We start from the raw sequence: 22542 nt of genomic DNA on the forward strand, positions 1-22542 counted from the left end.
TTAATTTTGTATTGTGATGTATAAACAATTAACCTCGGAGCAAAGATACACAATAAGTGTGCTACTCCAAACGAAATTCTCACTTAGTTTCATAGCCGAGACTATTGGTGTGTCAGTAAGCACGGTTTCTCGTGAGCGAAGGCGTAATTCTAATGCTAAAGGCGTTTATGACGCACGTACGGCCGTATTGAAAGTCAAACGACGCAAGGCCAGGACACCTGGCAATCGCCGTATCGCTCCCTATGTACGCAGCCGTGTTTTTGAACTTATCCGTAAGGAGCAGTGGTCGCCGGAGGAAGTCGCCGGATGGCTTGGCAAGAAAGAGGGCATCACGGTGTCCAAGTCAACCATATACAACTGGATAGCGGCCCTTTCCCCACATTACGGGGACAACATCCGAAAGCACCTCAGGCATGGAGGCAGACCAAGGCAAAAGTCCTTGCTTACCACCAAGGCGCATATTCCCAACCGCCTCTCCATTGACGAAAGACCGGAAACGGACTATGGACAGACCATAGGAGACTGGGAGATGGACACCATCGTAGGAAAGGAAGGCAAAGGTGCCATCGTTACTCTGGTTGAGAGGAGGAGCTGCTTTATGCTCATGGAGAAACTCGATACGGGAAAGCAGGCCGTTCCACTGGCATATGCCGTGGTGAGACTCATACGGGAGAGCGGGTTGCCTGTAAGGTCGATAACGACAGACAACGGGCCGGAGTTTGCCGCACACGAAATCATTGCGAGGGAACTTAACACGAAAGTTTACTTCGCACATCCGTACTGCTCGTGGGAGAAGGGAGCTATCGAGAACATGAACGGGCTCATCAGGCAATATATTCCGAAGAAGACGGACTTTAGGGGAATTTCAAGGCTATATGTCAAGAGCATCATCGAAAAATTAAACAACAGGCCAAGAAAGAAAAACGGATTTCGAAAGCCCAAAGACATGATTAAAGAAAAATAGCGTAACTTTGCACTTGCTTCTGGAATCCGCCACGAAGAAATATAGGTTAAAGAATACAAAATTTGCGGGCTTGTCGCTGGCATGAAATCATGTAATCAACAGCGTTCACAATAAATTGCAAGATAGGATTTTAGACGTGTGGACAGTAGCAGCGATTGGGTTTGCCCCACGGTCAACCAGTTATTAAAAGCAAAGAGGGTTAAAAATGCTCAATTTCAATGCAAAAAGTTGTAAAAAACGGATAATTATCATATTTTTGCTGTGAGATGAACATAACCACAATTCAAGCAGGCGCAACCTGAGCCACAAGGCCGACTATTGCAGGCTCGACAATGGTGGAGAGGAGTCATCGACAACTTGTTTTTTAATCCTTCAATTCAAAACATAAAACTATGAACAACAAGAAAGTGAACGGGCTGGCGCTGTCGTCGGTCATGGCCGTGGGCGTTGCCTACCTGGCCACCTACACAGGCAGAATAAAGAACTAAGCAACAATCAACAATAACAACAAAACATACAGAATTATGGATAACATCATTGTAGGCCTCGGTGAGGCCTTGTGGGACTGCCTGCCCGAGGGACGCAAACTGGGCGGAGCTCCTGCCAACTTTGCATTTCATGCAGCCCAATTCGGTTTCAATGCCTGTGCCGTGAGTGCCGTGGGCAACGATGCCCTGGGCGACGAGACCTTGAAGGCCTTCGACGCCAAGGGGCTCAACTACATCATGCCACGGGTCGACTACCCCACCGGCACCGTGAGCGTCGAGCTCGATGCCGAGGGCGTGCCCACCTACGACATCAAGCAGCAAGTGGCCTGGGACAACATTCCCTTCACTCCCGAGATTGAGGAGGCTGCCCGCCACTGCCAGGCCGTGTGTTTCGGGTCGCTCGCACAGCGCAGCCCTGTGTCGCACCACACCATAGCGCGCTTTCTCGATGCCACACCCAGCACGTGCCTCAAGATCTTCGACATCAACTTGCGGCAGCGCTTCTACTCCAAAGAGGTGATAAAGGAGGGTCTCAAGCGTTGCGACATCTTGAAAATAAACGATGAGGAACTCGTCACGATAGGGCGCATGTTTGGCTACCCCGGGCTCGACATGGAAAACAAGTGCTGGCTCATACTGGGCAAGTACAACCTCAAGATGCTGGTGCTCACGTGCGGCACCAACGGCAGCTACGTCTTCACTGCCGGCCAGCTGTCGATTCAGGAGACGCCCAAGGTGGCCGTGGCCGACACCGTGGGGGCCGGCGACAGCTTCACCGGCGCCTTTGCCGCCGCCACACTCAGCGGCATGCCAGTGAACCAGGCCCACGAGCTGGCTGTGAAGGTGAGCGCCTATGTGTGCACCCAGAACGGAGCCATGCCTGCACTGCCCCGCGAGCTCACAGAGCAAGTGAAATGTCACAAATAACCGGCACAAATGGGCAATAGAGCCAAAAATTATTTGTAACTTTGTAGGGTGGCAAGCAAGGCTGCGGTGTCGACGGCCCTGTGCAGGGCGAAACCCCAGCCTTACTGGGCCACCCAAAGTTTTTCAAAAAAGTACAACTCACATTTTTCTAAATCGATTATGGCAAACAAACGTCAATTGAAGAAAGCAATCAAGTATGCTTGCGGCGAGATCGCAGGTCAGTGCATCGTTGCAGCCAACACTCTCGAGAATACCGACGTCGACCAGTGGGACAACATCGTCATCAACGTCGCCCTGCTGCAGCAAGAGGCTGTGAACCGCGTCTCGGTCGACTATGACAAGACACCAAGCGACTTCGAAAACAGGAAAGCCTACAACAAGGCTCGCCGCGCCTATTTCAAGCAAGTGGAAAAGGCTCTGGCCGACTACATGCACACCCAGACCGAAAAGGTGGTAGAGGCCATGAACGCGCTCATGCCCAAGGCCCAGAAATAACAGGCCCACGCAAGCATGTGGCTTGAGACAAGAGCAATACTGCACGTCCCCACAAGCCAAGCAGCACAAAGCCGCCCCCCCCAAAAAAAGAGCATGGCAGGCTTTGTGCTGCCAGCAGTGGGTGGCCATCGAGGTTTTAAAAGATACAACTCACATTTTGAAAGCAGCCCGATTCATCTTGAAAAAGGCAGGGTGGGAATTTAGAGTCAACATTCCCCCCGTAGCCAAGTGCCTCATCTGTGTGGCACCACACACAAGCAACTGGGACTTCATCATGGGCGAACTGGCCATACACTCGGTGGGGATGAAAGCCGGCTTTCTCATGAAAAGCACCTGGTTTTTCTTCCCCCTCGGTCCCATTCTGCGCAGCATGGGGGGTATACCTGTGCACCGCACCACCAAAGCCGAGGCCCTGCTCGAGCAGCGCGTGGTGGGCACCGAGGCCATCGAGGCCATCGAGCGCCTGCACGGCGACAAAAAGAACCACGTGACCCAGACGGTGATCAACGCCTTCAACAAGCGCCAGCGGCTGGCCATCGCCGTCACTCCCGAGGGCACGCGCAGCCGCAACAGTCACTGGCACAAGGGCATTGTGGTCATGGCCCACGAGGTGGGCGTGCCCATCGTGCTGGCCTACTTCGACTACAAGCGCAAGGTGGCTTGCCTCGACCAGCTGTTCACCTCCACAGGCGACATCGAGGCCGACATGCTGGCCATCAAGCGCTACTACAACGACAAGGGCGACTATGCCCGCTATCCCGATCACTTCACCACCGGACTATAGCACATCAACATCAATACTCCATATTTTAAAAACCAGCCTATGTTTTCACGCAACCTGCGAGTAGCACTCATCGAGGACAATATTGCCTGGGCCGACAAAGCGGCCAACGTCGAGCAACTCAAGCGCAACCTGCGCAACGTGCCCGAAGGCACCGACCTGGTAGTGCTGCCCGAGCTCTTCACCACCGGCTTTATTGTGGGCGACCGCGACACCACCGCCCACCTGGCCGAGCGCAACATCGACGACACCATCGCCACGCTGCACCAGCTGGCCCGGCACTACAACCTGGCCTTGTGCGGCAGCTTCCTGGCCCACACCGCCGGCCAGCTCTACAACCGTGCCTTCTTTATCGAGGCCAACGGCGAGGAGACCTTCTACGACAAGCGGCATCTCTTTGCTTTTGCCGGCGAAGACAGCGTGTACAAGCAAGGCTACACGCTCGCCCCCATAGTGCGCTACCGCGGCTTCAACATCAAGCTCATCGTGTGCTACGACCTGCGCTTCCCCGTCTTCTGCCGCAACGTGGGCAATGCCTACGACCTGCTCGTGGTTGTGGCCAACTGGCCCAAAGCCCGCGAAAACGCTTGGAAACAGTTGCTTGCCGCGCGTGCCATCGAGAACGAGGCCTATGTGCTGGGCGTGAACCGCTGCGGCCAGGACCCGCAAGGCATCGTCTACAGCGAGGGCTCGAGCCAGATTATCGACTTCAAGGGCAAGCTCATCACCGAGCGCGCCACCAGCCCCATCATAGCAGCCGACCTCTCGCTGCCCGCCCTGGCCCGCTTCCGCGAGAAATTTCCAGCCTGGCACGATGCCGACAGCTTCACCATCAACCTGTGAGCGCAATGCCTCGCGCAAGAGGAGGTGATATCACCATGATACCGAAATAGAGCAAGCAACAGCATCCAAGGCAATTATCGCTCATTGCACATGGCGACACACTGGAAATGGCCATAGCAGAATGACGTACTAAAAAAAATCTCGCGCACAACTCGCGAGATTTTTTTTGGGGGGACAGCGTAGAAACGTTGTGCCGGTGGGCAAAACTTACTTCATCACCTTCACCGTAGTGCCGCTGGCAAAGCGCACGAGGTAGACGCCACGGCCCAGGTTCTGGCCGTCGATCACGCTGGTGCCCTGGGGCAGGCTGGCACTCTTTACAAGCTGGCCAGCCAGGTTGAAGATGTCGACGCTCGTAGCCTGGGCAGCCTCGATGGCAAAGTCGCCGCCCACGACACGGGCCCGTGAGCCTTGCATGTCGATGGCATGCACGCCGGTTCCTCCATCCTGCGTCACGGTGTAGACCAGCTCGCTGCCAGGATACCACAGCCTGATGCGGGCTTGGCGTGCAGTGATGCCGGCAGGGAGAGCATCGACCGTCACATGCATGCCCGTGTGACCAGTATAGTTATTGCCACTTGTAGAATCGGTGAGCTGCACCTTGAGCCACTGGGGCAGACTGCCGCCCGTATCGGCATCGGTCACCGTCCACAAGCCGCTCGACTGCATGTAGGAGTAGAGCTCCACATCTTTTTCACCACCCTGTGCAGGAGCCTGATAGGTGAGATCGTCGGCAGTATTGAGCGCGTTTTTCTCATCGTTGTACACCTTGAGATAGGTGTGCATGGTTTGGATGAAAATTGACGGTGCCGAGTGCAGTACGAGCGACTTCCAGTTGCCCAGGAAGCCACGGGCATCGATCAGGTTGCCCAGGGTGTCGATATTGCACAGGTAGCCCAGCTCGCCATAGCCGTCGTCGGTCTCGTCGCGAGAAACCACGAGCGTAAACTGGCTGATATTTTCATTGTCGTAGCCGCCCACAACCACAAGGATGGGGAAGTTGATCTCGGGTGTCACGTCGTATTGCTGACCCTTGTAGACCGCCTTGAGCGGGAACTCAAGTGCGCCCCAGCGTCCGCTCTCATAGAGGATGGCATCCTCGTTGAGCTCGGCCTCGCCCTTGGCAATGAGTTCGACCGGTGTGGGCACAGCGTGAGCCGTGTCGGGGATATCCTTGAGGCGATACACAGCGGCGTGCAGGGTCACCGGCTTGGTGAACTTGGCGTTGCAGAAGATGGCATTCACCTTGGTGAGAATATAGGGGTTGGCCGGTTTTTCAAAGGCCGTGGCGCAGGCGTTGGTATTGCCCTTGGCGTTCTTGCCAAACCACGACGAGGTAGAGGCATCGCCAGCCACACTGTAGTGGGTGATGGCCTGCTGGTACTTGCCCAGGCGGTCGTAGTAGCCAAAGTACTTGCTCGAGCTCAGCCAGCTGCCGTAGGAGCCAAAGAGGCCGAGAATGCTGTTGGGATTGGGCGCCGCCACGACATCGCTGTAGTAGGTCTTGCTGCCATAGGAAGAGTGCAAGGTGTAGGCAAGCGTGTCGGTGTCATCCACGGCCATGAGTGTGGGCACGCGGTCGTATTGCAACAGGTAGTACTGGTCCAGGTTGCGGCCTTCGACGGTGAGCGTGTCGTCGGTACCCTTGTAGTTCATCACGATTTCGTTCCACTTCCAGGCATAGGACTCGGGGATGTTCTGCGACACGTTTTCCCATGTGTTGACGCGGAAAGGCGAGGCAATGATGTAGGGACAAGTCTTAAGGTTGGTTTTGGTCGACATGCCGGCATAGAAAGAGCCGGCCGGGCGACGGTAGGCCACCTGCTGGGTAGCGGCAAGCATGGCTTGTGGCAGCTTGTAGCCTGCTGGTGCCTGTTCAAGCACACCGGCAGGCTGAGCAGCCTGGGCATCGAGTTGCATCACCTGAGCCCGTTGAGTTGCAACGACTTCTTGCGAAACGATTTGAGCACCCGATGCAGTGGCGGCACTGGCCACCGCGACAAAAAATAAGAGTTTAGAAAAATACATAAGCATTTAGGTGTATTATGTGATAATATAAAAAACCCCTCGACGGCGTGTGGATTGTGCACCACTGGCGCACTGCACACGGCGCCTGAGGGGGCTAATGGTTGATACAGCGTGGATGTGGGTTGTTACCTCACGAGGCTCTTGTGCACGCTGCCATCGCTCATGACTACGATGTTGACACCGGGTTGCGCAGCTTGCAGGCGCTGCCCCATGGCATTGTAGCGGGCCACCTCGACGGCACTGGCGGCAACGGGGCCGTTCACCGCAGTGGTCTCACGCTCGCGCGTGTCGGTAAACTCCTTCCAGGTATCGGCAGCGCGATAGGCCGGAGCTGCCCCCTTAGGCACATAGAGTACACAAGAAGCGGGCACCTGCTCGAAGGTGAACATGCCCAGCTCTTGCGGTGTGGCATTGTAGTTTTGTATCTCGGCCAGCTTGGTGCAATACATGAAGGCGGCATCGCCAATGTAGGTGCACGACTGCGGTATCGTCACCTTCTCAAGCCCCGAACCTTGGAAAGCGTACATCACAATCGTGGTCACGCCCTGGGGCACTTCAAACTCCTTGAGGCTGTTGCAGCCGTAGAACATGCGGTAGGGTATCGAGTCGATGCCTGTGGGCATGGTCACGCTTTCCAGCTTCTTGCAGCCATAGAACAGGCCCTTGCCCAGGCTGGTCACATGCTGAGGCAACTGAATCGTGGTGAGCGCTATACAACCGTTGAAGGCCAGGTCGCCCAGGGTGTCGAGACGGGCAGGCAGAGTGATGCTGGTGAGGCTCTTGCAATTGCTGAATGCCGTGAGCCCTATGTTTTCAACATTGTCGGGCACCACCACGTTGTTGAGTTTCTGGCACTGGGCATACATGCTCTCGGGCAACGACTTGAGGCCGGCAGAGATAGTGGTCGACGTGGCAGCCGTGCACTTGTTGAAGGCAAATGGCCCCACCTTGGTCACTGTGTTGGGCATGTCGATGCTTTGAAGCTGCGCGCAGCCGTCGAAGGCATAGTCCTCGATGGTCGTGAGCCCGGAGTTCATGACCACATGGGCAAACTGGGCTTCCTTGCACGAGGCGCTGCCAATGGTGCGCACAGCGGCCGGCATCGTGAAGGTGGCTGTGGTGCGGCCCTGCGGGTAAAGCAGCAGCTTGGTCTTGTCGGCCGTGTAGAGCACGCCGTCCTCGGTATAGAAAGTACGGCTGCCGGGAGCCACGTTGATGGTTGTGAGCGGGCAGCCCGAGAAGGCCTCCTCGCCTATCTGGGTGAGCGAAGCGGGGAAGTTGACCGTGGCAAGGCTCTCGCTGTAGTAGAACATGAAGTCGCCTATGCGCGTGATGCCCTCGGGAATGGTGATCGAGACCAGGCCGGTAGCCACAAACACGGCATCGCCCATCTCCTTTAGAGAGTCGGGCAACACGATGCTGGTCATGGCCGAGCAGTCGCTGAAGGCATCGGTCTCGATACTGGTCACAGTTTTGGGCAGCTTCACCGTCACCAGGCTGGAGCACTTGCTAAACATGCTCTCGCCCACCACATTGTCCTTGGTCATGAGCGAGCCCTTGTAGCTCGAGCCGCCAGCCACGATGCGTGCCTGCGAGAGGTCGAGCGTAGCGAGCTTGCCCGTGGTGGCATTGTCGTTGTAGTCGACGCCGGCCATCTCGCGCAAGAGCCGCATGTCGTCGCCATTGAGCTGGCCCGTGACCACAAGTTCGGTGGTGGTGAGCTTCTCGTCGGTGGTGATGTACTGGTTGAGTGTGCCTGCCGTAGCAACATTCACGGTCTTGGCCTGCACAAGCATGCCACAGCACAAAAATGAAATGAGAAGAAGTAGAGATTTTTTCATAAGCTTTTTTACAATAAGTCTTCACCTCGGCATCACTGCACACACATAGCGAGTGCGTGCCACATGGCAATGACAGCCGATGAAGAACAGGATTTTGTTTGACTTGTTTACATATAAGTGTAGGTTTGAATAATATGGGAATTGCAGTGACAAGCGCACTCAACGAGCCACACGCTTCTCGAGTGTCAAAGCCACAGAGCAGCCCGCGCATCATGCTGGTGGGGACCACGCCACATCATGGCGCTATTGCAGGGGTCGCGCCATCGCTGGATTTGGGGATGGGCAAAGATATTTCTCATAATTGTGTCGGTTCTTAACGTAGCGGTAAACAAAAGTAAACATTTAAAAACAAAAACGCAAGAAAACCGACAAATTCTTTTTCTATGCATCGGCCGTTCAGGGCAACAACGAGACAGGCAGCCTGCAATCACAGTTGTCTGCAACGCTTGATATTGCGAGGGTTATCTCGCTTGCTTCTTGTAGGGAGGCATCCACTTCACGTTTTTCACAACCAGCACCAGCACGGCCACGACAATGCAGATGAGTCCCAGCAAGGTGATCACATCAAATGGCTCGGCAAACACGAGCACACCCACAGCCATGGCCGTGAGGGGTTCAAGCGCACCCAGAATCGAGGTGAGGGTGCTGCCTATGTTCTTGAGCCCCACAATGAGGGTGAAATTGGAAACAGCCGTGGGCACAAGACCAAGCAGTAACAACGTAAACCCTATCTTCCAGGTGCCAATGGGCTGGATGCCAGTGGGAGTGAACAGCGTGAAGAGCACCAGCAACACACCGCCCAGCAAGAAGACATAGAAGGTGAGCTTCAAGGAGTCCATCTTGCTCACATTGAGAACCGGCACGAGCACCAGGTAGACGGCATAGGAAAGGCCGGCAAGCAACTCGAGCCCCACGCCTATCCACAGCCGGCTGTCGCACCCTGCCATGTCGACTCCCGACAGGGCCGCAACCCCGAGCACGGCCAGCACAATGGCTATGGCCGTGCGCGCGGTGAGCTTCTCGTGGAAGAAAATCATCATGAGCACACAGGTGAAAATGGGATAGGAAAACTGAATGGTGCAGGCCGCGCCACTGGGCATGAAGTTGTAGCCATAAACCATGGTAAGCGCCGTCACATCGTTGGAAAGAGCCAGTATCAAGATGCGCCAGAAATGCCCGAACGTGATTTTCAGACTAATTTTCATGTAAGCCATGCCCATGAGAATGAAAACCGCGCCAAAAAGGAAACGGTAGATGAGCAATGAGGGCGTGTGCATGCCAGCTTCCATGACCGGTACCGAGAAGAGCGGGATAAGGCCGAAAGAACACGACGAAATCATGGCATTGACAAAACCCTTGGTGCGACTCTTGCACTGAACTCGACTTTCCATTACTGCTTATTACTTATTTTTAAAAGTTGAAATGACATAATATGAAAAGAACTAATCGGCAGGCGCGGGTGCAGTGTCGCCGTTTTTCTTCAAGATGATAATCGAAACAGCAAGCACGATGAGCACAAGACCGGCAACCTGCACGGCTGTGACCGACTCGCCCAGGACAAGCACACCCACCGTCATGGCCACAGGAGGCTCGAGGTCGCCCAGAATCGAGGTGAGGGTGCTGCCTATGTTTCTCAGGCCAACGATGAGGGTGAAATTGGAGATTGCCGTGGGCACCAGGCCAAGCAGGAGCAATGTAGCCCCCACCTTCCAACTGCCCACCGGCTGAATGCCCGCAGGCGTGAATGGCGTGAAGATGAGCAGGAAGCCCAAGCCCAGCACAAAGACATAGAAAGTGAGCTTCAAGCTGTTCATGCTGCCCACTCGCAAAATGGGCACGAGCACCATGTAGAGCGAATAGGACAGGCCGGCGCCCAAGGCCAGCGTGATGCCATTGAGCAGAGCGGCATCGGAGCCTCCGCCCAGGTTGATGCCCGATACCGCCCCAACGCCCACAACGGCCAGCACGATGGCGACAGCCGTGCGCAGCGTGAGCTTCTCGTGGAAGAAGAGCACCATGATGAGGCAGGTGAACACAGGATAGACCGAGAAAATCGTGATAGCCGCGCCCGAGTCGATAAACTTGAAACTATAGAACTGAGTGAGCGCCGTGACGTCGTTGAGCACTGCAAGTATCACGAGGCGCCACAAGTCGCTGAGCGAAATCTTGAGATCGACACGCATGTAAATCATGCCTGCCAGTATAAAAATCGACCCAAAAATGAATCGGCAGATGAGCACCGACGGTGTCTCCATGCCGGCATTCATGACCGGCACCGAGAATAAAGGTAACAAGGCGAAAGTACATGCCGACACGATGGCACCCACAAAGCCCCTTGTGCGTTGTTTGGTTTTCATTATCAGTTGGTTGCTTTATAGAAGGTGTATTAATAGCTCTACAAAGATACAAAAAAAACCGAATAATAAAAACTATTCGATTGATTTCACCCTAAGTCTATTCACGATAGGTCAAAATGTGTGCTATGTGCACAAGGGCAAGGCAGCAAGCTGTGAAGGGGGAAGGAATTTCACAACAGGGCGGCCACCGCCTGGGTGCCCCATATCACCGCAGCATAGCGCAGCATCTTGCCGATGGCCATAAAAAAAGTGACGCCCCAGGCATTGGCCCTCAAGAAGCCCAAGGCCACGGTGATGGCACTGCCTATGATGGGCAGGAAGGCAAAAAAAGCCATCCAGGCGCCGCGGCGCTCCACCCAGCGCTCGGCCTGCTCCAGTTTCTCTTTTTTCACGTGGGCCCAGCGCTCAATCCACTCGATATTGCCCAAGTGCCCCATCCAGTAGCACGTCATGCCGCCCGCCACATTGCCCAGCAAGGCTGCCACAAGACACCACCACGGGCTGAGCCCCAGCGGGCCCACACACACCACCAGGATAGCCTCGCTGCTGAGCGGTATCACGCTGCCAGCGATAAACGACCCCAAGAAGAGGCCGAAGTAGCCCCACTGGACGAAAAAATGTACAAACGCATCCATTATATTTACAGTCTCTCCGCTTTCACGACAACAATCATGCCAAGTGCGCGGCCACACAAAGTGCCAATCAGAGCAGGGGTTACACCAGCTTCGTGACAGGGCCCAGGGTCACCTTCTTGAGCTTGTAGAGCTGTCCCAAAGCCTTCTTGAAGTCCTTCTTGCTGCAATTGAACGCACGCATGATGTCCTTAGGGTCGCTCTTGTCGCTCAAGGGCATCTCGCCCCCGTGATGCTTGAGGTGGTCGAGAATGACGGCAGCCAGGTCGTCGACCCTGAGCTTCTCGATTTTCTCGAGCGTAACGTCGATTTTGTCGTCGTCGCGCACCTGCTTCACAAAGCCCTCGCGGCGCTCCCCGATGTTGACATCGTCATATATCTCGTTGCTGTAGATCATGCCCCAGTAGCGATTGTCAACAATCACCCGGTAGCCCAGTTCGGTGCGTTGCGTGACGAGCAGGTCCACCTTCTGGCGGTGATAGTAGCGCGGGCGGTCCTTGTCGAGAAACTTGTCAAGCTTGGCCGAAGCCACAATGCGGCCCGTAGCCTTGTCGATGTGCACATGCACAATGTAGCTGCGGCCCTTCTGCATCTTCACGCGCTGCTCTCCGAAGGGGCACAGCAGGTCCTTGTTGTCAAGTCCCCAGTCGAGGAAAGCACCCACCTTGTTAACGTCGAGCACGCGCATGAGGGCAAACTCCCCCACCACGGCCACGGGGCGCTCGGTAGTGGCCACAGGGCGGTTTTCAGAGTCGTTGTATACAAAGACGCGGCCCCAGTCGCCCGGGCGCTCGTCGCCCGCAAGGTAGCGTTTGGGCAGCAGCACCTCGTTGCCCTCGTCGTCGGTCAAGTACACGCCAAAGTCAACCGTGCGCTTGATGGTGAGCTCATTGTATTGCCCAATTTTTATCATAATTGCAATTGATTGTATGAAATAAAAACGATTTTCAGTGACTGCAAAGGTAAGACAAATTCATCACTTTCTGGCACACATGTTGCACATATATGATTGAGACATCACGGCTTCTGGGTTAAAATAAAGCAAAGGAGGCAAGCAAAAGATAAAAAATGTTTACACAGTGGCAGTTTTGTCTTGAAACATGACTACAATTAGAAAAATAATATCTACTTTTAACAAGAAAAAAATTAAACTTTGCAAGGGGCACAAAGTCTAAAATGCAAAGAAAAAAGAAAAGAATTTTAAACGTAAATACAACTATGAAGTACAGATTATTAACAACCATTGGCGTTGTCGCATTGAGCCTGGCCACTGTGGCTGTGGCCCAGGACTACGACGACATCTATGCCGGCAGCAGTTACAGCGGCCGCTCCAGCAGTAGCCGGCGCTCGACCACTGTGCAGACGGCGCCGAGCTCCACGAGCTCGAGCAGCCGCATCGCCACCACTTCTCAGCGCTACAAGGTCACCGTCGAGAAGTCGTCGGCAGCACGCGATGAGGACGAGTACAACCGCCGCGGCAACTACGACTACAATGACAACTATGCCGCCGACACCACAGCTGTGACCGGCGACAACCAAAACACATTTTCCAACACCGAGCGCATCCAGCGCTTCTACAATCCCGATGTGGTCGACGGGTCGGGCGACGATGAGCTCATCACCCTCTACTACGACACCGAACCCACAGTAAATCTGGTCATTGGCACCAATTGGGGCTATCCCTACTGGGGCTACGGGTGGAACACATGGTACGACCCGTTCTGGAGCTGGTATGATCCCTGGTATTACAGTGGCTGGTATGGCTACTATCGCCCGTGGGGCTGGTACAGTGGCTGGTATGGCAGCTGGTATGGCAGCTGGTATGATCCCTGGTACTCCTGGAACTGGGGCTGGGGTCCTGGCTGGGACTACGGCTGGGGTTGGCACCACGGCTGGGACTACGGCTGGAATCATGGCTGGAACGACCGCTTTGCAGGCGGACGCCGGCCCATGGGCAACACCTGGGGCGGCAACGGCACCATGGCAGGCGGCGGCCGCCGTCCTGGCTATGCCACCGGCAACAGTGCCTCGGGCATTGCAGGCCGCTTACCAGGACGTAGCAGCATGAGTGCAACTCGCAGCGGCCTGGGCAGCGTCGCGCCCCGTACGGGCAGTGCCAACGTGAGCGGCGGCCGCCGTCCTGGCTATGCCACTGGCAACTACAGCAGCACTCCTCGCAGCAACTACAGCTCCCTGCCCCGCGGCAATGTGAGCTCGATGGGCCGCACGCCACAAGTCAACAACACCCGTTCCTACAACAGCTATGACGGCGGCAGCATGTATCGCGGCGAGCGCACCAACACTGCCCCCTCGCGCACCTATAGCGTGCCCTCGCGCACCTACAGCACCCCGTCGCGCAGCAGCGGCAGCTTCGGTGGCTTCTCGGGCGGCGGCGGTTTCTCGGGCGGCGGCCGTGGAGGAGGCGGCTTCTCGGGTGGCAGTCATGGCAGTGGCGGTGGTCGCCGGTGACGGCAAACTGCAGGCATCACTCATGTGCCTTGCCCACATCGCGTGAGGCACATGAGTTTTTTTTAGTTTAAACAACAGGCTTGCAACCACAACCTCATTCATCACCACAAGTTTCCTTCCCCCCCACACACACAAACTCTCTACCTTTGATTTATTGTCTTATCATCAATTATTCATTATGAACAAGATTTTATTTGGGCTGCTCCTTTGCAGCCTTCCAGTCATAGCTACAGCACAAGAGACATTTGACGCGCTCAAGAACTCGGAAACCGAGTTGCGCGGCACCGCTCGATTCCAGTCGATGGCAGGTGCATTTGGCGCTCTGGGCGGCGATCTCTCTACCCTGTCGCAGAACCCTGGCGGCATAGGCGTGTACCGCAGCAGCGATGCCGGCATCACGATGAGCCTCGACTTCAACTCGAGCAAGACCAACCTGTCGAGCGACAACGACACCCGCTTCAACGTGAACAACGCCGGCTATGTGGGCTCAATACGCACCGGCAGCGAGGTGGTGCCCTATTTCAACATCGGCTTCACCTATCAGCGCCAGATGGACTTCCACCGTCACTACCGCGGCACCGTGGGCGCACTCAACACCTCGATCACCAATCACATCGCCAGCTACACCGGCAACTATAACGAGAGCGACCTGGGCGTGACAAACGACTACAACCCCTACTACTCCACAAGTGCACCGTGGGCCAGCATATTGTCGTACAACTCCTATCTCATCAACTACAACAACGGCGGCTGGCAAGGTCTGTACGGCGACGGAACCACAGGCTCGGGCGAGTTTGAAGTCGACCAGTCGGGCCACACCGATGAGTACAACATCAGCTTCGGCGGCAATGTCAACAACACCGTGTTCTGGGGCGCCACCGTGGGGCTCACCGACCTCGACTACAAGAGCTACACCTACTATGGAGAGACGCTGAACAATGCCTACATCTACGACCACAACGGCAACACAGGCATTGTGGACGGCACGGCCGACTACGGCTATGAGAACTACCTGCACACCGAGGGCACCGGCTACAACTTCAAGCTGGGTGTCATCGTCAAGCCCGTCAACGAGCTGCGTCTGGGTCTGGCCTTCCACACCCCCACCTACTACGACATGAAGGACCGCTACGCCTCGAGCGCAGCCTTCCAGATGACACCTGCCGGGGCCACCGATGGCGGCTACTATGGCACCAACTATGCCGGCTATGGCGACGGCAGCATGGACGAGGTGCGCTACGACATCCACACGCCATGGCACTTCATTGCCAGCATTGCAGGCGTCATGGGCCGCGAGGGCATCTTGAGCTTCGACTACGAGTATGTGGGCAACGGCAGCATACGCGTGTGTGACGACAACGGCCATGCCTATACCGACGTGACCGACCGCGTGAAAGACTACTTGCAAGCAAGCCACATCTTCAGAGTGGGCGGCGAGTACCGCGTGACCCCCGACTGGAGTCTGCGTGCCGGCTACAGCTACCAGACCAGCCCGGTGAAAGACGTGGTGAAAGACAACCAGGCCAACATCACCACGGTGAGCAACAACACCGCCTATGAGTTTGACAAGAGCATCCAGCACCTCACGCTGGGTCTTGGCTATCACTACAAGGGCTTCTACGCCGACATGGCCTATGTGCACAAGTGGCGCACCAGCCAGTACAACGCCTTCTCGCCCATCGTGGGCATCGGCTATACCGAGCCAGGCGTGAATGCCGAGGTCAAGGACAACAACAACCGCGTCGTGCTCACAATGGGCTTCCGCTTCTAAGGGGCGGAGACACTCATGCACGACACGTTGCACACAGTAGCACCTAATCTGTATTACGTTTAAATATATTCCTGAAATGGGCAGCCTGCCGATAGGTTGCCCATTTCTTTTTCTTCATCTCCTTATGTGAGATCCTGGAACTGCATATAGGGTTGCGGCCGAAATGGCATTTCTTAGCACAATGGGATGGACATCGTGGGTGCTATGTGAGAAAAAATGCGTAACTTTAACGGCAATAAACGCAGCTCAAAGCCACATGCAGCAACAGTCACAAAACATCGATCTCGACAACCCGGAGTTTCAAAACGCCTGGGCCATGATACAGAACACCCACCGCTCGGTATTTCTCACGGGCAAGGCCGGCACGGGCAAGAGCACCTTTCTGCGCTACATATGCGCCCACACCAAGAAGAAGCACGTGATACTGGCCCCCACGGGCATTGCTGCCGTCAACGCAGGCGGCCAGACGCTGCACTCCTTCTTCAAGATACCCTTCAAGCCCCTCATTCCCGACGACCCCGACTACTCGCCCCGCCGCATGCGCGAAACGATGCGTTTTCCACGCGCCAAGGTGAAGCTGCTGCGCGAGCTGGAGCTCATCGTCATCGACGAGATATCGATGGTGCGCTGCGACATCATCGACTTCATCGACAAGGTGCTGCGTGTGTACTCGGGCAACATGCGAGAGCCCTTCGGGGGAAAGCAACTGCTCTTTGTGGGCGACATCTTCCAGCTTGAACCCGTGGTGACGCGCGACATGCGGCAGATCTTGAATCACTGGTACAAGCAGTTTTTCTTCTTCAACGCTCGCGTTTTCTCCCAACTGGGCCTGGTGCCCATCGAGTTGCGCAAGATATACCGCCAGAGCGACAACCAGTTTGTCGCCCTGCTCGACCGCGTGCGCGTGAACCAAGCCACGGCGGCCGACCTGGCCGCCCTCAACACCCGCTACACCCCCGACTACCGCGACAATGACGGCAGCTTTGTGATTACCCTGGCCACACGCCGCGACACCGTCGACGCCATCAACGACGAGCACATGATCGCCCTCACCACTCCCGAGTACACCTTTCACGGCGAGATCACGGGCACCTTCCCCGACGGCGACCTGCCCACCAACCGCGACCTCACGCTCAAGCAGGGGGCACAGGTCATCTTCATACGCAACGACAAGGAAGGGCGCTGGGTGAACGGCACCATCGCCAAGGTCTCGGCGTTGACCGACAGCGACATCGAGGTGGAAATGGAAAACGGCGAAACCCACAACCTCGACCCCGAGCAGTGGGAAAACGTGCAATACACCTACGACGAAAAAGAGAAAAAGGTGATAGAGACACCCATTGGCACCTTCAAGCAGTACCCCGTGAAGCCAGCCTGGGCGCTCACCGTGCACAAGAGCCAGGGACTCACCTTCGGCAAGGTGGTCATCGACTTTGCCGGCGGCGCCTTCACCAGCGGGCAGACCTATGTGGCCCTGTCGCGCTGCACCTCGCTCGAGGGCATCACCCTGCTCAAGCCCTTGAGCATGCGCGACATCATCGTGTCGAGCGCCGTGGTTGCCTTCAGTCATCAATTCAACAATCAGCAAGTCATCGACAGCGCCATCGAGCAGGAAAAAGCCCGCCATCTCTATCTGAGAGCCGTGCACGCCTTCGACCACAATGAGTTTGGCGAGTGCATTGCCGCCCTGTCGCAGGCACGCCTGCTGCACGACGTCACCCTTAAACCGGCAGTGCAACGCCTGGCCGCCCTCAAGCTGCAACGCTTCAACCGCCAGGAAAAGGAAATAAAAAATCTCGCTCAAGTCATCGACGCTCAAAACAAAATGCTGCGCAAGCTGGCGCTCGAGTTCACGGCAATGGGCGACCAAAGTTTGGGAATGGGCAGCCTCGCCGAGGAGCCATCGACGTCCTATGGCACAAGCCAGCCCGCGCTCGACGAAATCGCCATGCGCTCGGCCCTGGCCAATTACAACAAGGCCATCGACATAAGCCCCACCTGCATCCCGGCCTACCTGGGCAAGGCAAGGCTGCTCATGATCATCGACGAGCCCCGCAAGGCACTCGCCACCATCGAGCAGGCACTCAAGATTGAGCCGGGCAACTACGACGCACTCGTCGCCATGGCGCAATACCACGGCTCGCAGAAAGACGTGCCCAACGCCATCAAGGCCTACAAGCGTGCCATCAAGGCCAAGCGCACGGCAGCCCTGCCCCACGAGGCTCTTGCAGCCATCTATGAGGCTCTGGGCCTCGACGACCTGGCCGACCGCCATGCGGCCAAAGCCAAGGTGCTGAGGGCCAAAGAGCACAAAAAGAAATAATCGTTTTTTTTATCCACCCCACGCTGTGCAATGCCGCCACCCGTGGCGGGAGCAATCAAAACACAGCCTGCACCACAGCTGTCACGTTGCGGGCCTTGCCCATCGTGTAGTAGTGAATGGCCGGAACGCCATGGGCCAGCAGGTCGCGACTTTGCGCGATGCACCACTCTATGCCCACCTCATACACCGCCTCGGGGTCGGGGGCTTGGAGAATGGCCGTCACCAGGTCGTGAGGCAGGTCGATGTGGAAGCTGCGGGGCAGCAGCTCAAGCTGGCGCAACGTGGACAAGGGCTTGAGCCCGGGGATGACGGGCACCGTGATGCCTGCCACACGGCACCGCCGCACAAAGTCGTAGTAGCGGCTGTTGTCAAAAAACATCTGCGTAATCACATAGTGGGCGCCAGCATCGACCTTGGCCTTGAGATGTGCGATGTCGGTCTCAAGATTGGCTGCCTCGTAGTGCTTCTCGGGATAGGCTCCCACGCCCACGCAGAAGTCGGTGGATATGCCGTTTTTTACATTGGGGTCGAGATACTCGCCACGGTTGAGTCGCGCAATCATGGCCACCAGCTCATCGCTGTGGGCAAAGCCGTCGGGCTCGGGCTGAAAAAACTTTTGCCCCGTCATGGCGTCGCCGCGCAGGGCCACCACATTGTCGATACCCATGAAGTTGAGGTCGAGCAGCTCGCTTTCGATTTTGGTTTTCGAGGCCCCGCCGCATATCACATGAGGCACCACCTCGACGTCGAAGTGGCTCATGATGGCCGCCGTGATGGCCAGTGTGCTGGGGCGCTTGGCCAGGGTCAGGCGCGAGTAGGTGCCATCGCCGTTGTCGATATATTCCACCTCGTCGCGGTGACAGGTGACGTTGATAAACGGCGGGGCAAACTGCATGAGCGGTTCAATGGCCGCATAGAGGCGCGCCGCATCGTTGCCCTTGAGGGGCGGCACTATCTCGAACGAGGCAAAGGGCTTGTGGCTACCGTTGATGATGTCGATAATCTTGGTCATTGCACATTGTTGATTAATAATTTTTCTACTTCCTCGACGGGCAGTCGGCGCCGGCGGGCATAGTCGGCCAGCTGGTCACGGTCGATTTTCCCCACGGCAAAATAGTGAGCCTCGGGGTGAGCCACAAGCAGACCACACACACTGGTAGCCGGCACTATCATGTAGCTCTCGGTGAGCGACAGGCCCAGCAGCTCGCGGGCGTCGAGGGCATCGACGACTATCGCCTTGAGGCTGTGATCGGGGCAAGTTGCATAGCCAAAAGCGGGCCTTATCACCACATCGCCAGGCTTATAGAGCTGCTCTTGCAGCCACTGGGCCGCAGCCTCGGCCAAGCGTGCTGCCAGGCCCTGCTGCATGAGGTGCTCAAAGTCTTTGGGATCGCCCTCGCTCAACTGGTCGACGGCCGTGACACAGAAGAGGCCTATAGGGGCAGTGCCCTGCTCGGGAAAAAAGTCGGCCAGCGACTCGCACTTGCCGCTCTGAGCCCTGAGCATGGGCAGCCGCGTGCCATTGTCGAGCACAATATCGTTGCCCTGGCGGCAGGCATCATAGTATTTCACAACAGTCCTTAGGGCGATGCTGCTATCGCGTTTCACCTGCTCGAGTTGCTGCCGGGCTGCAGCCAGCGCCAGCCGAGCCTGATCGCTGCTCTCCTGGCCCGGCTTGAAGCCCCAGTAGTGCAGCAGCATGTGCCAGTCGATGAGCGGCTCCACCTGCTCGATGCTCACTTGCAACGGCACCTCGCGCCGGCGCGGGTAGCATTGCACGGCCTCGAGACGCGGGGCGCTGGCACAAGCCTGGCCATAGGGCATCAACGCCATCTTGTGGCTGGCGGCATACACGTGGCGCAGTTGCTGCTGGCGTTGCCGCAGCACGGCCAGCTCCTGGGCGGGATGAGCCAGGTACTTCTTGGCAAAGACCGAGGTGCTCGAGGCATCGCCACCATATATTACACCGCCGCTGTACAAGGGGGCCAGTTTCACTGCCGTGTGTACGGCCGAGGTAGTGGCACCGCCCACAAAGATGGGCACCCTCATGCCTTCGCGCTCGAAGAGACGGCACAAGTTTTCCATTTCCTTGAGCGAGGGTGTGATGAGGCCGCTCACGCCCACAAACACCGGCTCATAGCGCCGTGCGGCAGCCAGTATCGTTGTGTTGTCGACCATCACGCCCAAGTCGATGACCTCGAAGTTGTTGCAAGCCAGCACAATGCTCACGATATTCTTCCCGATGTCGTGTACATCGCCCTTCACAGTGGCCAGCACAATACGAGGTTTGCCAACCAGCGAGTTGCCAGAGTTGCGTTTTTCAAGTTCAGGCTGAAGCAGGGCCACAGCCTGCTTCATCACCTTGGCGCTCTTCACGACCTGGGGCAGAAACATCTTGCCCTCGCCGAAGTACTGCCCCACGCGCTCCATGCCAGCCATGAGCGGCCCCTCGATGACCTGCACAGCATTACCGCCGCACTGCTCGAGTGCCTGGGCAACGTCGACAGCCAGGTAGTCGCTCACGCCCTTCACCAGTGCGTGGGCCAGCCGCTCGTCTACACTGCCGCTGCGCCACTGGGCAGCAGCCGTCGACTCGTGACTTGCAGCCTCCTGCCCCTGGGTCTTGATTTCTTGAGCCAGGGCGATGAGCGCCTCGGTAGCATCGCTTCGGCGATCGAGTATCACATCTTCCACGGCCTTGAGCAATCGTGGCTCGATCTCATCATACACCTGTATCATGCCAGGATTGATGATGGCCATGTCGAGGCCGGCCTGAATGGCATGGTAAAGAAACACCGAGTGCATGGCCTGGCGCACCACCGTGTTGCCCCTGAAGGCAAACGACAGATTGGACACGCCTCCGCTCGTGAGCGCCCCGGGCAGATGAGCCTTGATCCAGCGCACAGCCTCGATGAAGTCGACCGCATAGCGGGCATGGGCCTCGATGCCCGTGCCCACCGAGAGCACGTTGACGTCGAAGATGATGTCGTGGGCAGGAAAATGCACTTGCTGCGTGAGTAGGTCATAGGCCCGGCGGCATATCTCCACCTTGCGCTCGAGGCAGGTAGCCTGCCCGCGCTCGTCGAAGGCCATGACCACAACGGCGGCCCCCAGCCTGCGCAGTTCACGGGCCTTGGCCAGGAAGGCCTGCTCGCCCTCCTTGAGACTGATGGAGTTGACGATGCACTTGCCTTGGGCATTTTTCAGCCCCTCGACGATCGTGTCCCAGTCGGACGAGTCAATCATGAGCGCCGCACGGGCCACAGCTGGGTCGCTGGCCGTGCAACGCACAAAGCGGCGCATGTGCTGGCGGCTGTCGAGCATGGCATCGTCCATGTTGATGTCGATGATACTGGCACCGTTCTCAATCTGGTCGCGTGCCACCCGCAAGGCCTCGTCGAGATTGCCCGCGGCAATGAGGCGGGCAAACTTGCGGCTGCCAGCCACATTGGTGCGCTCGCCCACATTCACCAGGTTGGTCACGGCCTTGTCGACCGTCACCGTCTCGAGGCCCGACACCACAAGGTGCTCCTGCTCGCGACAGGGCACGTGAGGCTTCACGCCGCGCAGGGCGCGTGCAATGTGGGCAATGTGCTCGGGCGTGGTGCCACAGCAGCCGCCAGCCAGGTTGAGCAGCCCGGCCTGAGCCATGTCCTCGATGTGCCGGGCCGTGTAGCACGGCGTCTCGTCGTAGTCGCCCATGGCGTTGGGCAAGCCCGCATTGGGATACAAGCTGATGAAGGCCGGCACTGTGGCAGCCAGCCGTTCTACCAGGGGCCGCAACTCGGTCACCCCAAAGCTGCAATTGAGCCCGAACGAGAGCAGCGGGTAGTGGCTCACGCTGCAATAGAAGGCCGCGAGCGTCTGCCCCGTCAAGGTGCGGCCGCTGCGGTCGTTGACCGTGACCGACAACATGACCGGGATGCGACAGCCCAGCTCCTCATCGACCTGGCTTATGGCATATAGAGCAGCCTTGGCATTGAGGGCATCGTAGCACGTCTCGAGCAGCAGCACGTCGACACCGCCCTCGCGCAAGGCTCTCACCGTCTCGCGGTAGCAGGAGGCCATCTCGTCGAAGCTGGCTGCACGGCTCTCGGGCACATTCACATCGCTGGGCAGCGAGAGCGACTTGCTGGTAGGGCCCAAGCTCCCCGCCACCCACACAGTGCGCCCGGCAGCATCGGCCGCCTCGCGAGCAAGACACGCCCCGGCAAGGGCCATGGCACTCACCTGCTCCTGGCAGCTGTACTCTTGTTGAGAAATGCGTGTGCAGTTAAACGTGTTGGTCGTGATCACGTCGCTCCCCGCCTCGATGTAGCTGCGGTGTATTGCCCGTATCACATCGGGGCGCGTGAGGTTGAGCACATCGTTGTCGCCCTTGAGGGCAACAGGCCACCCCGCAAAGGGGCCCGTAGCATAGTCGCTCTCACGCAGCGCCTTGCTCTGGATGAGTGTACCCATGGCTCCGTCGAGTATCAAGATGCGCTCGCGCAGCGCCTGTTCTATGTTTTTATCGTTGTAGTTCATACTTGCTGGTTGCAAAATTACAGCAATCCTAAATTACAAGCAAAATTATTTTACATTTAAAGTGAAATACAAAATCCTATTCCGATATATTGAATT

At 57.0% G+C, this 22542-nt stretch carries 16 protein-coding genes; 8 read left to right on the plus strand and 8 right to left on the minus strand.

The window, feature by feature from the left end; all coding sequences use genetic code 11:
- Positions 1 to 16 precede the first annotated feature (16 nt).
- The 5 genes from GF423_RS02330 (at position 17) to GF423_RS02350 (ending at position 4498) form a co-directional block, all read left to right on the plus strand.
- Positions 17 to 964 (plus strand): IS30 family transposase, encoded by a 948-nt coding sequence (locus tag GF423_RS02330; protein WP_154326857.1) that lies wholly within the window; start codon positions 17 to 19, stop codon positions 962 to 964.
- Positions 965 to 1488: 524 nt separating this feature from the next.
- Positions 1489 to 2379, plus strand: a complete 891-nt coding sequence (locus GF423_RS02335) for a carbohydrate kinase family protein (protein ID WP_154326858.1) — start codon at positions 1489 to 1491, stop codon at positions 2377 to 2379.
- A 159-nt stretch (positions 2380 to 2538) separates the two neighbouring features.
- A complete protein-coding gene (locus GF423_RS02340) occupies positions 2539 to 2874 on the plus strand; it encodes a hypothetical protein (RefSeq protein ID WP_154326859.1) in 336 nt (111 codons plus the stop codon).
- Between the two features lie 157 nt (positions 2875 to 3031).
- Positions 3032 to 3658: a 1-acyl-sn-glycerol-3-phosphate acyltransferase gene (locus tag GF423_RS02345; RefSeq protein WP_154538162.1), complete on the plus strand. Its 627-nt coding sequence runs from the start codon at positions 3032 to 3034 to the stop codon at positions 3656 to 3658.
- A gap of 39 nt (positions 3659 to 3697) precedes the next feature.
- The gene (locus GF423_RS02350) at positions 3698 to 4498 is read left to right on the plus strand and encodes a nitrilase-related carbon-nitrogen hydrolase (RefSeq protein ID WP_154326860.1); all 801 of its coding nucleotides are present in this window, start codon (positions 3698 to 3700) and stop codon (positions 4496 to 4498) included.
- Positions 4499 to 4705: 207 nt separating this feature from the next.
- Here GF423_RS02350 and GF423_RS02355 read toward each other — a convergent pair whose 3' ends face one another.
- From GF423_RS02355 to GF423_RS02380, 6 genes are all read right to left on the minus strand, one after another.
- Positions 4706 to 6526, minus strand: coding sequence for a T9SS type A sorting domain-containing protein (locus GF423_RS02355; RefSeq protein WP_206113335.1), 1821 nt, complete (start codon positions 6524 to 6526; stop codon positions 4706 to 4708).
- A gap of 125 nt (positions 6527 to 6651) precedes the next feature.
- Positions 6652 to 8367 carry a leucine-rich repeat domain-containing protein gene (locus GF423_RS02360; protein ID WP_154326862.1) on the minus strand — a complete coding sequence of 572 codons (1716 nt, stop codon included), beginning with the start codon at positions 8365 to 8367 and terminating at the stop codon, positions 6652 to 6654.
- Between the two features lie 461 nt (positions 8368 to 8828).
- Entirely contained in the window at positions 8829 to 9758 is a 930-nt protein-coding gene (locus GF423_RS02365; RefSeq protein WP_154326863.1) for a DMT family transporter, read from the minus strand.
- 51 nt (positions 9759 to 9809) lie between these two features.
- Positions 9810 to 10724: a DMT family transporter gene (locus tag GF423_RS02370; protein WP_154326864.1), complete on the minus strand. Its 915-nt coding sequence runs from the start codon at positions 10722 to 10724 to the stop codon at positions 9810 to 9812.
- 170 nt (positions 10725 to 10894) lie between these two features.
- A complete protein-coding gene (locus GF423_RS02375; RefSeq protein WP_154326865.1) occupies positions 10895 to 11359 on the minus strand; it encodes a YqaA family protein in 465 nt (154 codons plus the stop codon).
- 79 nt (positions 11360 to 11438) lie between these two features.
- Entirely contained in the window at positions 11439 to 12269 is an 831-nt protein-coding gene (locus GF423_RS02380) for a CvfB family protein (RefSeq protein ID WP_154326866.1), read from the minus strand.
- A 305-nt stretch (positions 12270 to 12574) separates the two neighbouring features.
- On the opposite strand from GF423_RS02380, the gene GF423_RS02385 reads away from it, so the two are divergent.
- From GF423_RS02385 to GF423_RS02395, 3 genes are all read left to right on the plus strand, one after another.
- Entirely contained in the window at positions 12575 to 13825 is a 1251-nt protein-coding gene (locus GF423_RS02385) for a hypothetical protein (protein ID WP_154326867.1), read from the plus strand.
- A gap of 178 nt (positions 13826 to 14003) precedes the next feature.
- Positions 14004 to 15596: an OmpP1/FadL family transporter gene (locus GF423_RS02390; RefSeq protein ID WP_154326868.1), complete on the plus strand. Its 1593-nt coding sequence runs from the start codon at positions 14004 to 14006 to the stop codon at positions 15594 to 15596.
- A 256-nt stretch (positions 15597 to 15852) separates the two neighbouring features.
- Entirely contained in the window at positions 15853 to 17919 is a 2067-nt protein-coding gene (locus GF423_RS02395; protein WP_154326869.1) for an AAA family ATPase, read from the plus strand.
- A gap of 55 nt (positions 17920 to 17974) precedes the next feature.
- On the opposite strand, the gene GF423_RS02400 is transcribed toward GF423_RS02395, so the two are convergent.
- Complete coding sequence (locus GF423_RS02400) at positions 17975 to 18931, minus strand: methylenetetrahydrofolate reductase (protein WP_154326870.1); 957 nt, start codon at positions 18929 to 18931, stop codon at positions 17975 to 17977.
- Positions 18928 to 22446: a methionine synthase gene (gene metH / locus GF423_RS02405; RefSeq protein WP_154326871.1), complete on the minus strand. Its 3519-nt coding sequence runs from the start codon at positions 22444 to 22446 to the stop codon at positions 18928 to 18930. Before metH ends, GF423_RS02400 begins: the two co-directional genes overlap by 4 nt.
- Positions 22447 to 22542: the final 96 nt, after the last annotated feature.

Origin of the sequence: Sodaliphilus pleomorphus, assembly GCF_009676955.1 — a bacterium.
Lineage (GTDB): Bacteria > Bacteroidota > Bacteroidia > Bacteroidales > Muribaculaceae > Sodaliphilus > Sodaliphilus pleomorphus.

What these genes read in the sequence shown, in the direction of transcription:
- GF423_RS02330 (WP_154326857.1), top strand. Translation starts at nt 17, where the DNA reads ATGTATAAACAATTAACCTCGGAGCAAAGATACACAATAAGTGTGCTA.
- GF423_RS02335 (WP_154326858.1), top strand. Translation starts at nt 1,489, where the DNA reads ATGGATAACATCATTGTAGGCCTCGGTGAGGCCTTGTGGGACTGCCTG.
- GF423_RS02340 (WP_154326859.1), top strand. Translation starts at nt 2,539, where the DNA reads ATGGCAAACAAACGTCAATTGAAGAAAGCAATCAAGTATGCTTGCGGC.
- GF423_RS02350 (WP_154326860.1), top strand. Translation starts at nt 3,698, where the DNA reads ATGTTTTCACGCAACCTGCGAGTAGCACTCATCGAGGACAATATTGCC.
- GF423_RS02355 (WP_206113335.1), bottom strand. Translation starts at nt 6,526, where the DNA reads ATGTATTTTTCTAAACTCTTATTTTTTGTCGCGGTGGCCAGTGCCGCC.
- GF423_RS02360 (WP_154326862.1), bottom strand. Translation starts at nt 8,367, where the DNA reads ATGAAAAAATCTCTACTTCTTCTCATTTCATTTTTGTGCTGTGGCATG.
- GF423_RS02365 (WP_154326863.1), bottom strand. Translation starts at nt 9,758, where the DNA reads ATGGAAAGTCGAGTTCAGTGCAAGAGTCGCACCAAGGGTTTTGTCAAT.
- GF423_RS02370 (WP_154326864.1), bottom strand. Translation starts at nt 10,724, where the DNA reads ATGAAAACCAAACAACGCACAAGGGGCTTTGTGGGTGCCATCGTGTCG.
- GF423_RS02375 (WP_154326865.1), bottom strand. Translation starts at nt 11,359, where the DNA reads ATGGATGCGTTTGTACATTTTTTCGTCCAGTGGGGCTACTTCGGCCTC.
- GF423_RS02380 (WP_154326866.1), bottom strand. Translation starts at nt 12,269, where the DNA reads ATGATAAAAATTGGGCAATACAATGAGCTCACCATCAAGCGCACGGTT.
- GF423_RS02385 (WP_154326867.1), top strand. Translation starts at nt 12,575, where the DNA reads ATGAAGTACAGATTATTAACAACCATTGGCGTTGTCGCATTGAGCCTG.
- GF423_RS02390 (WP_154326868.1), top strand. Translation starts at nt 14,004, where the DNA reads ATGAACAAGATTTTATTTGGGCTGCTCCTTTGCAGCCTTCCAGTCATA.
- GF423_RS02395 (WP_154326869.1), top strand. Translation starts at nt 15,853, where the DNA reads ATGCAGCAACAGTCACAAAACATCGATCTCGACAACCCGGAGTTTCAA.
- GF423_RS02400 (WP_154326870.1), bottom strand. Translation starts at nt 18,931, where the DNA reads ATGACCAAGATTATCGACATCATCAACGGTAGCCACAAGCCCTTTGCC.
- metH (WP_154326871.1), bottom strand. Translation starts at nt 22,446, where the DNA reads ATGAACTACAACGATAAAAACATAGAACAGGCGCTGCGCGAGCGCATC.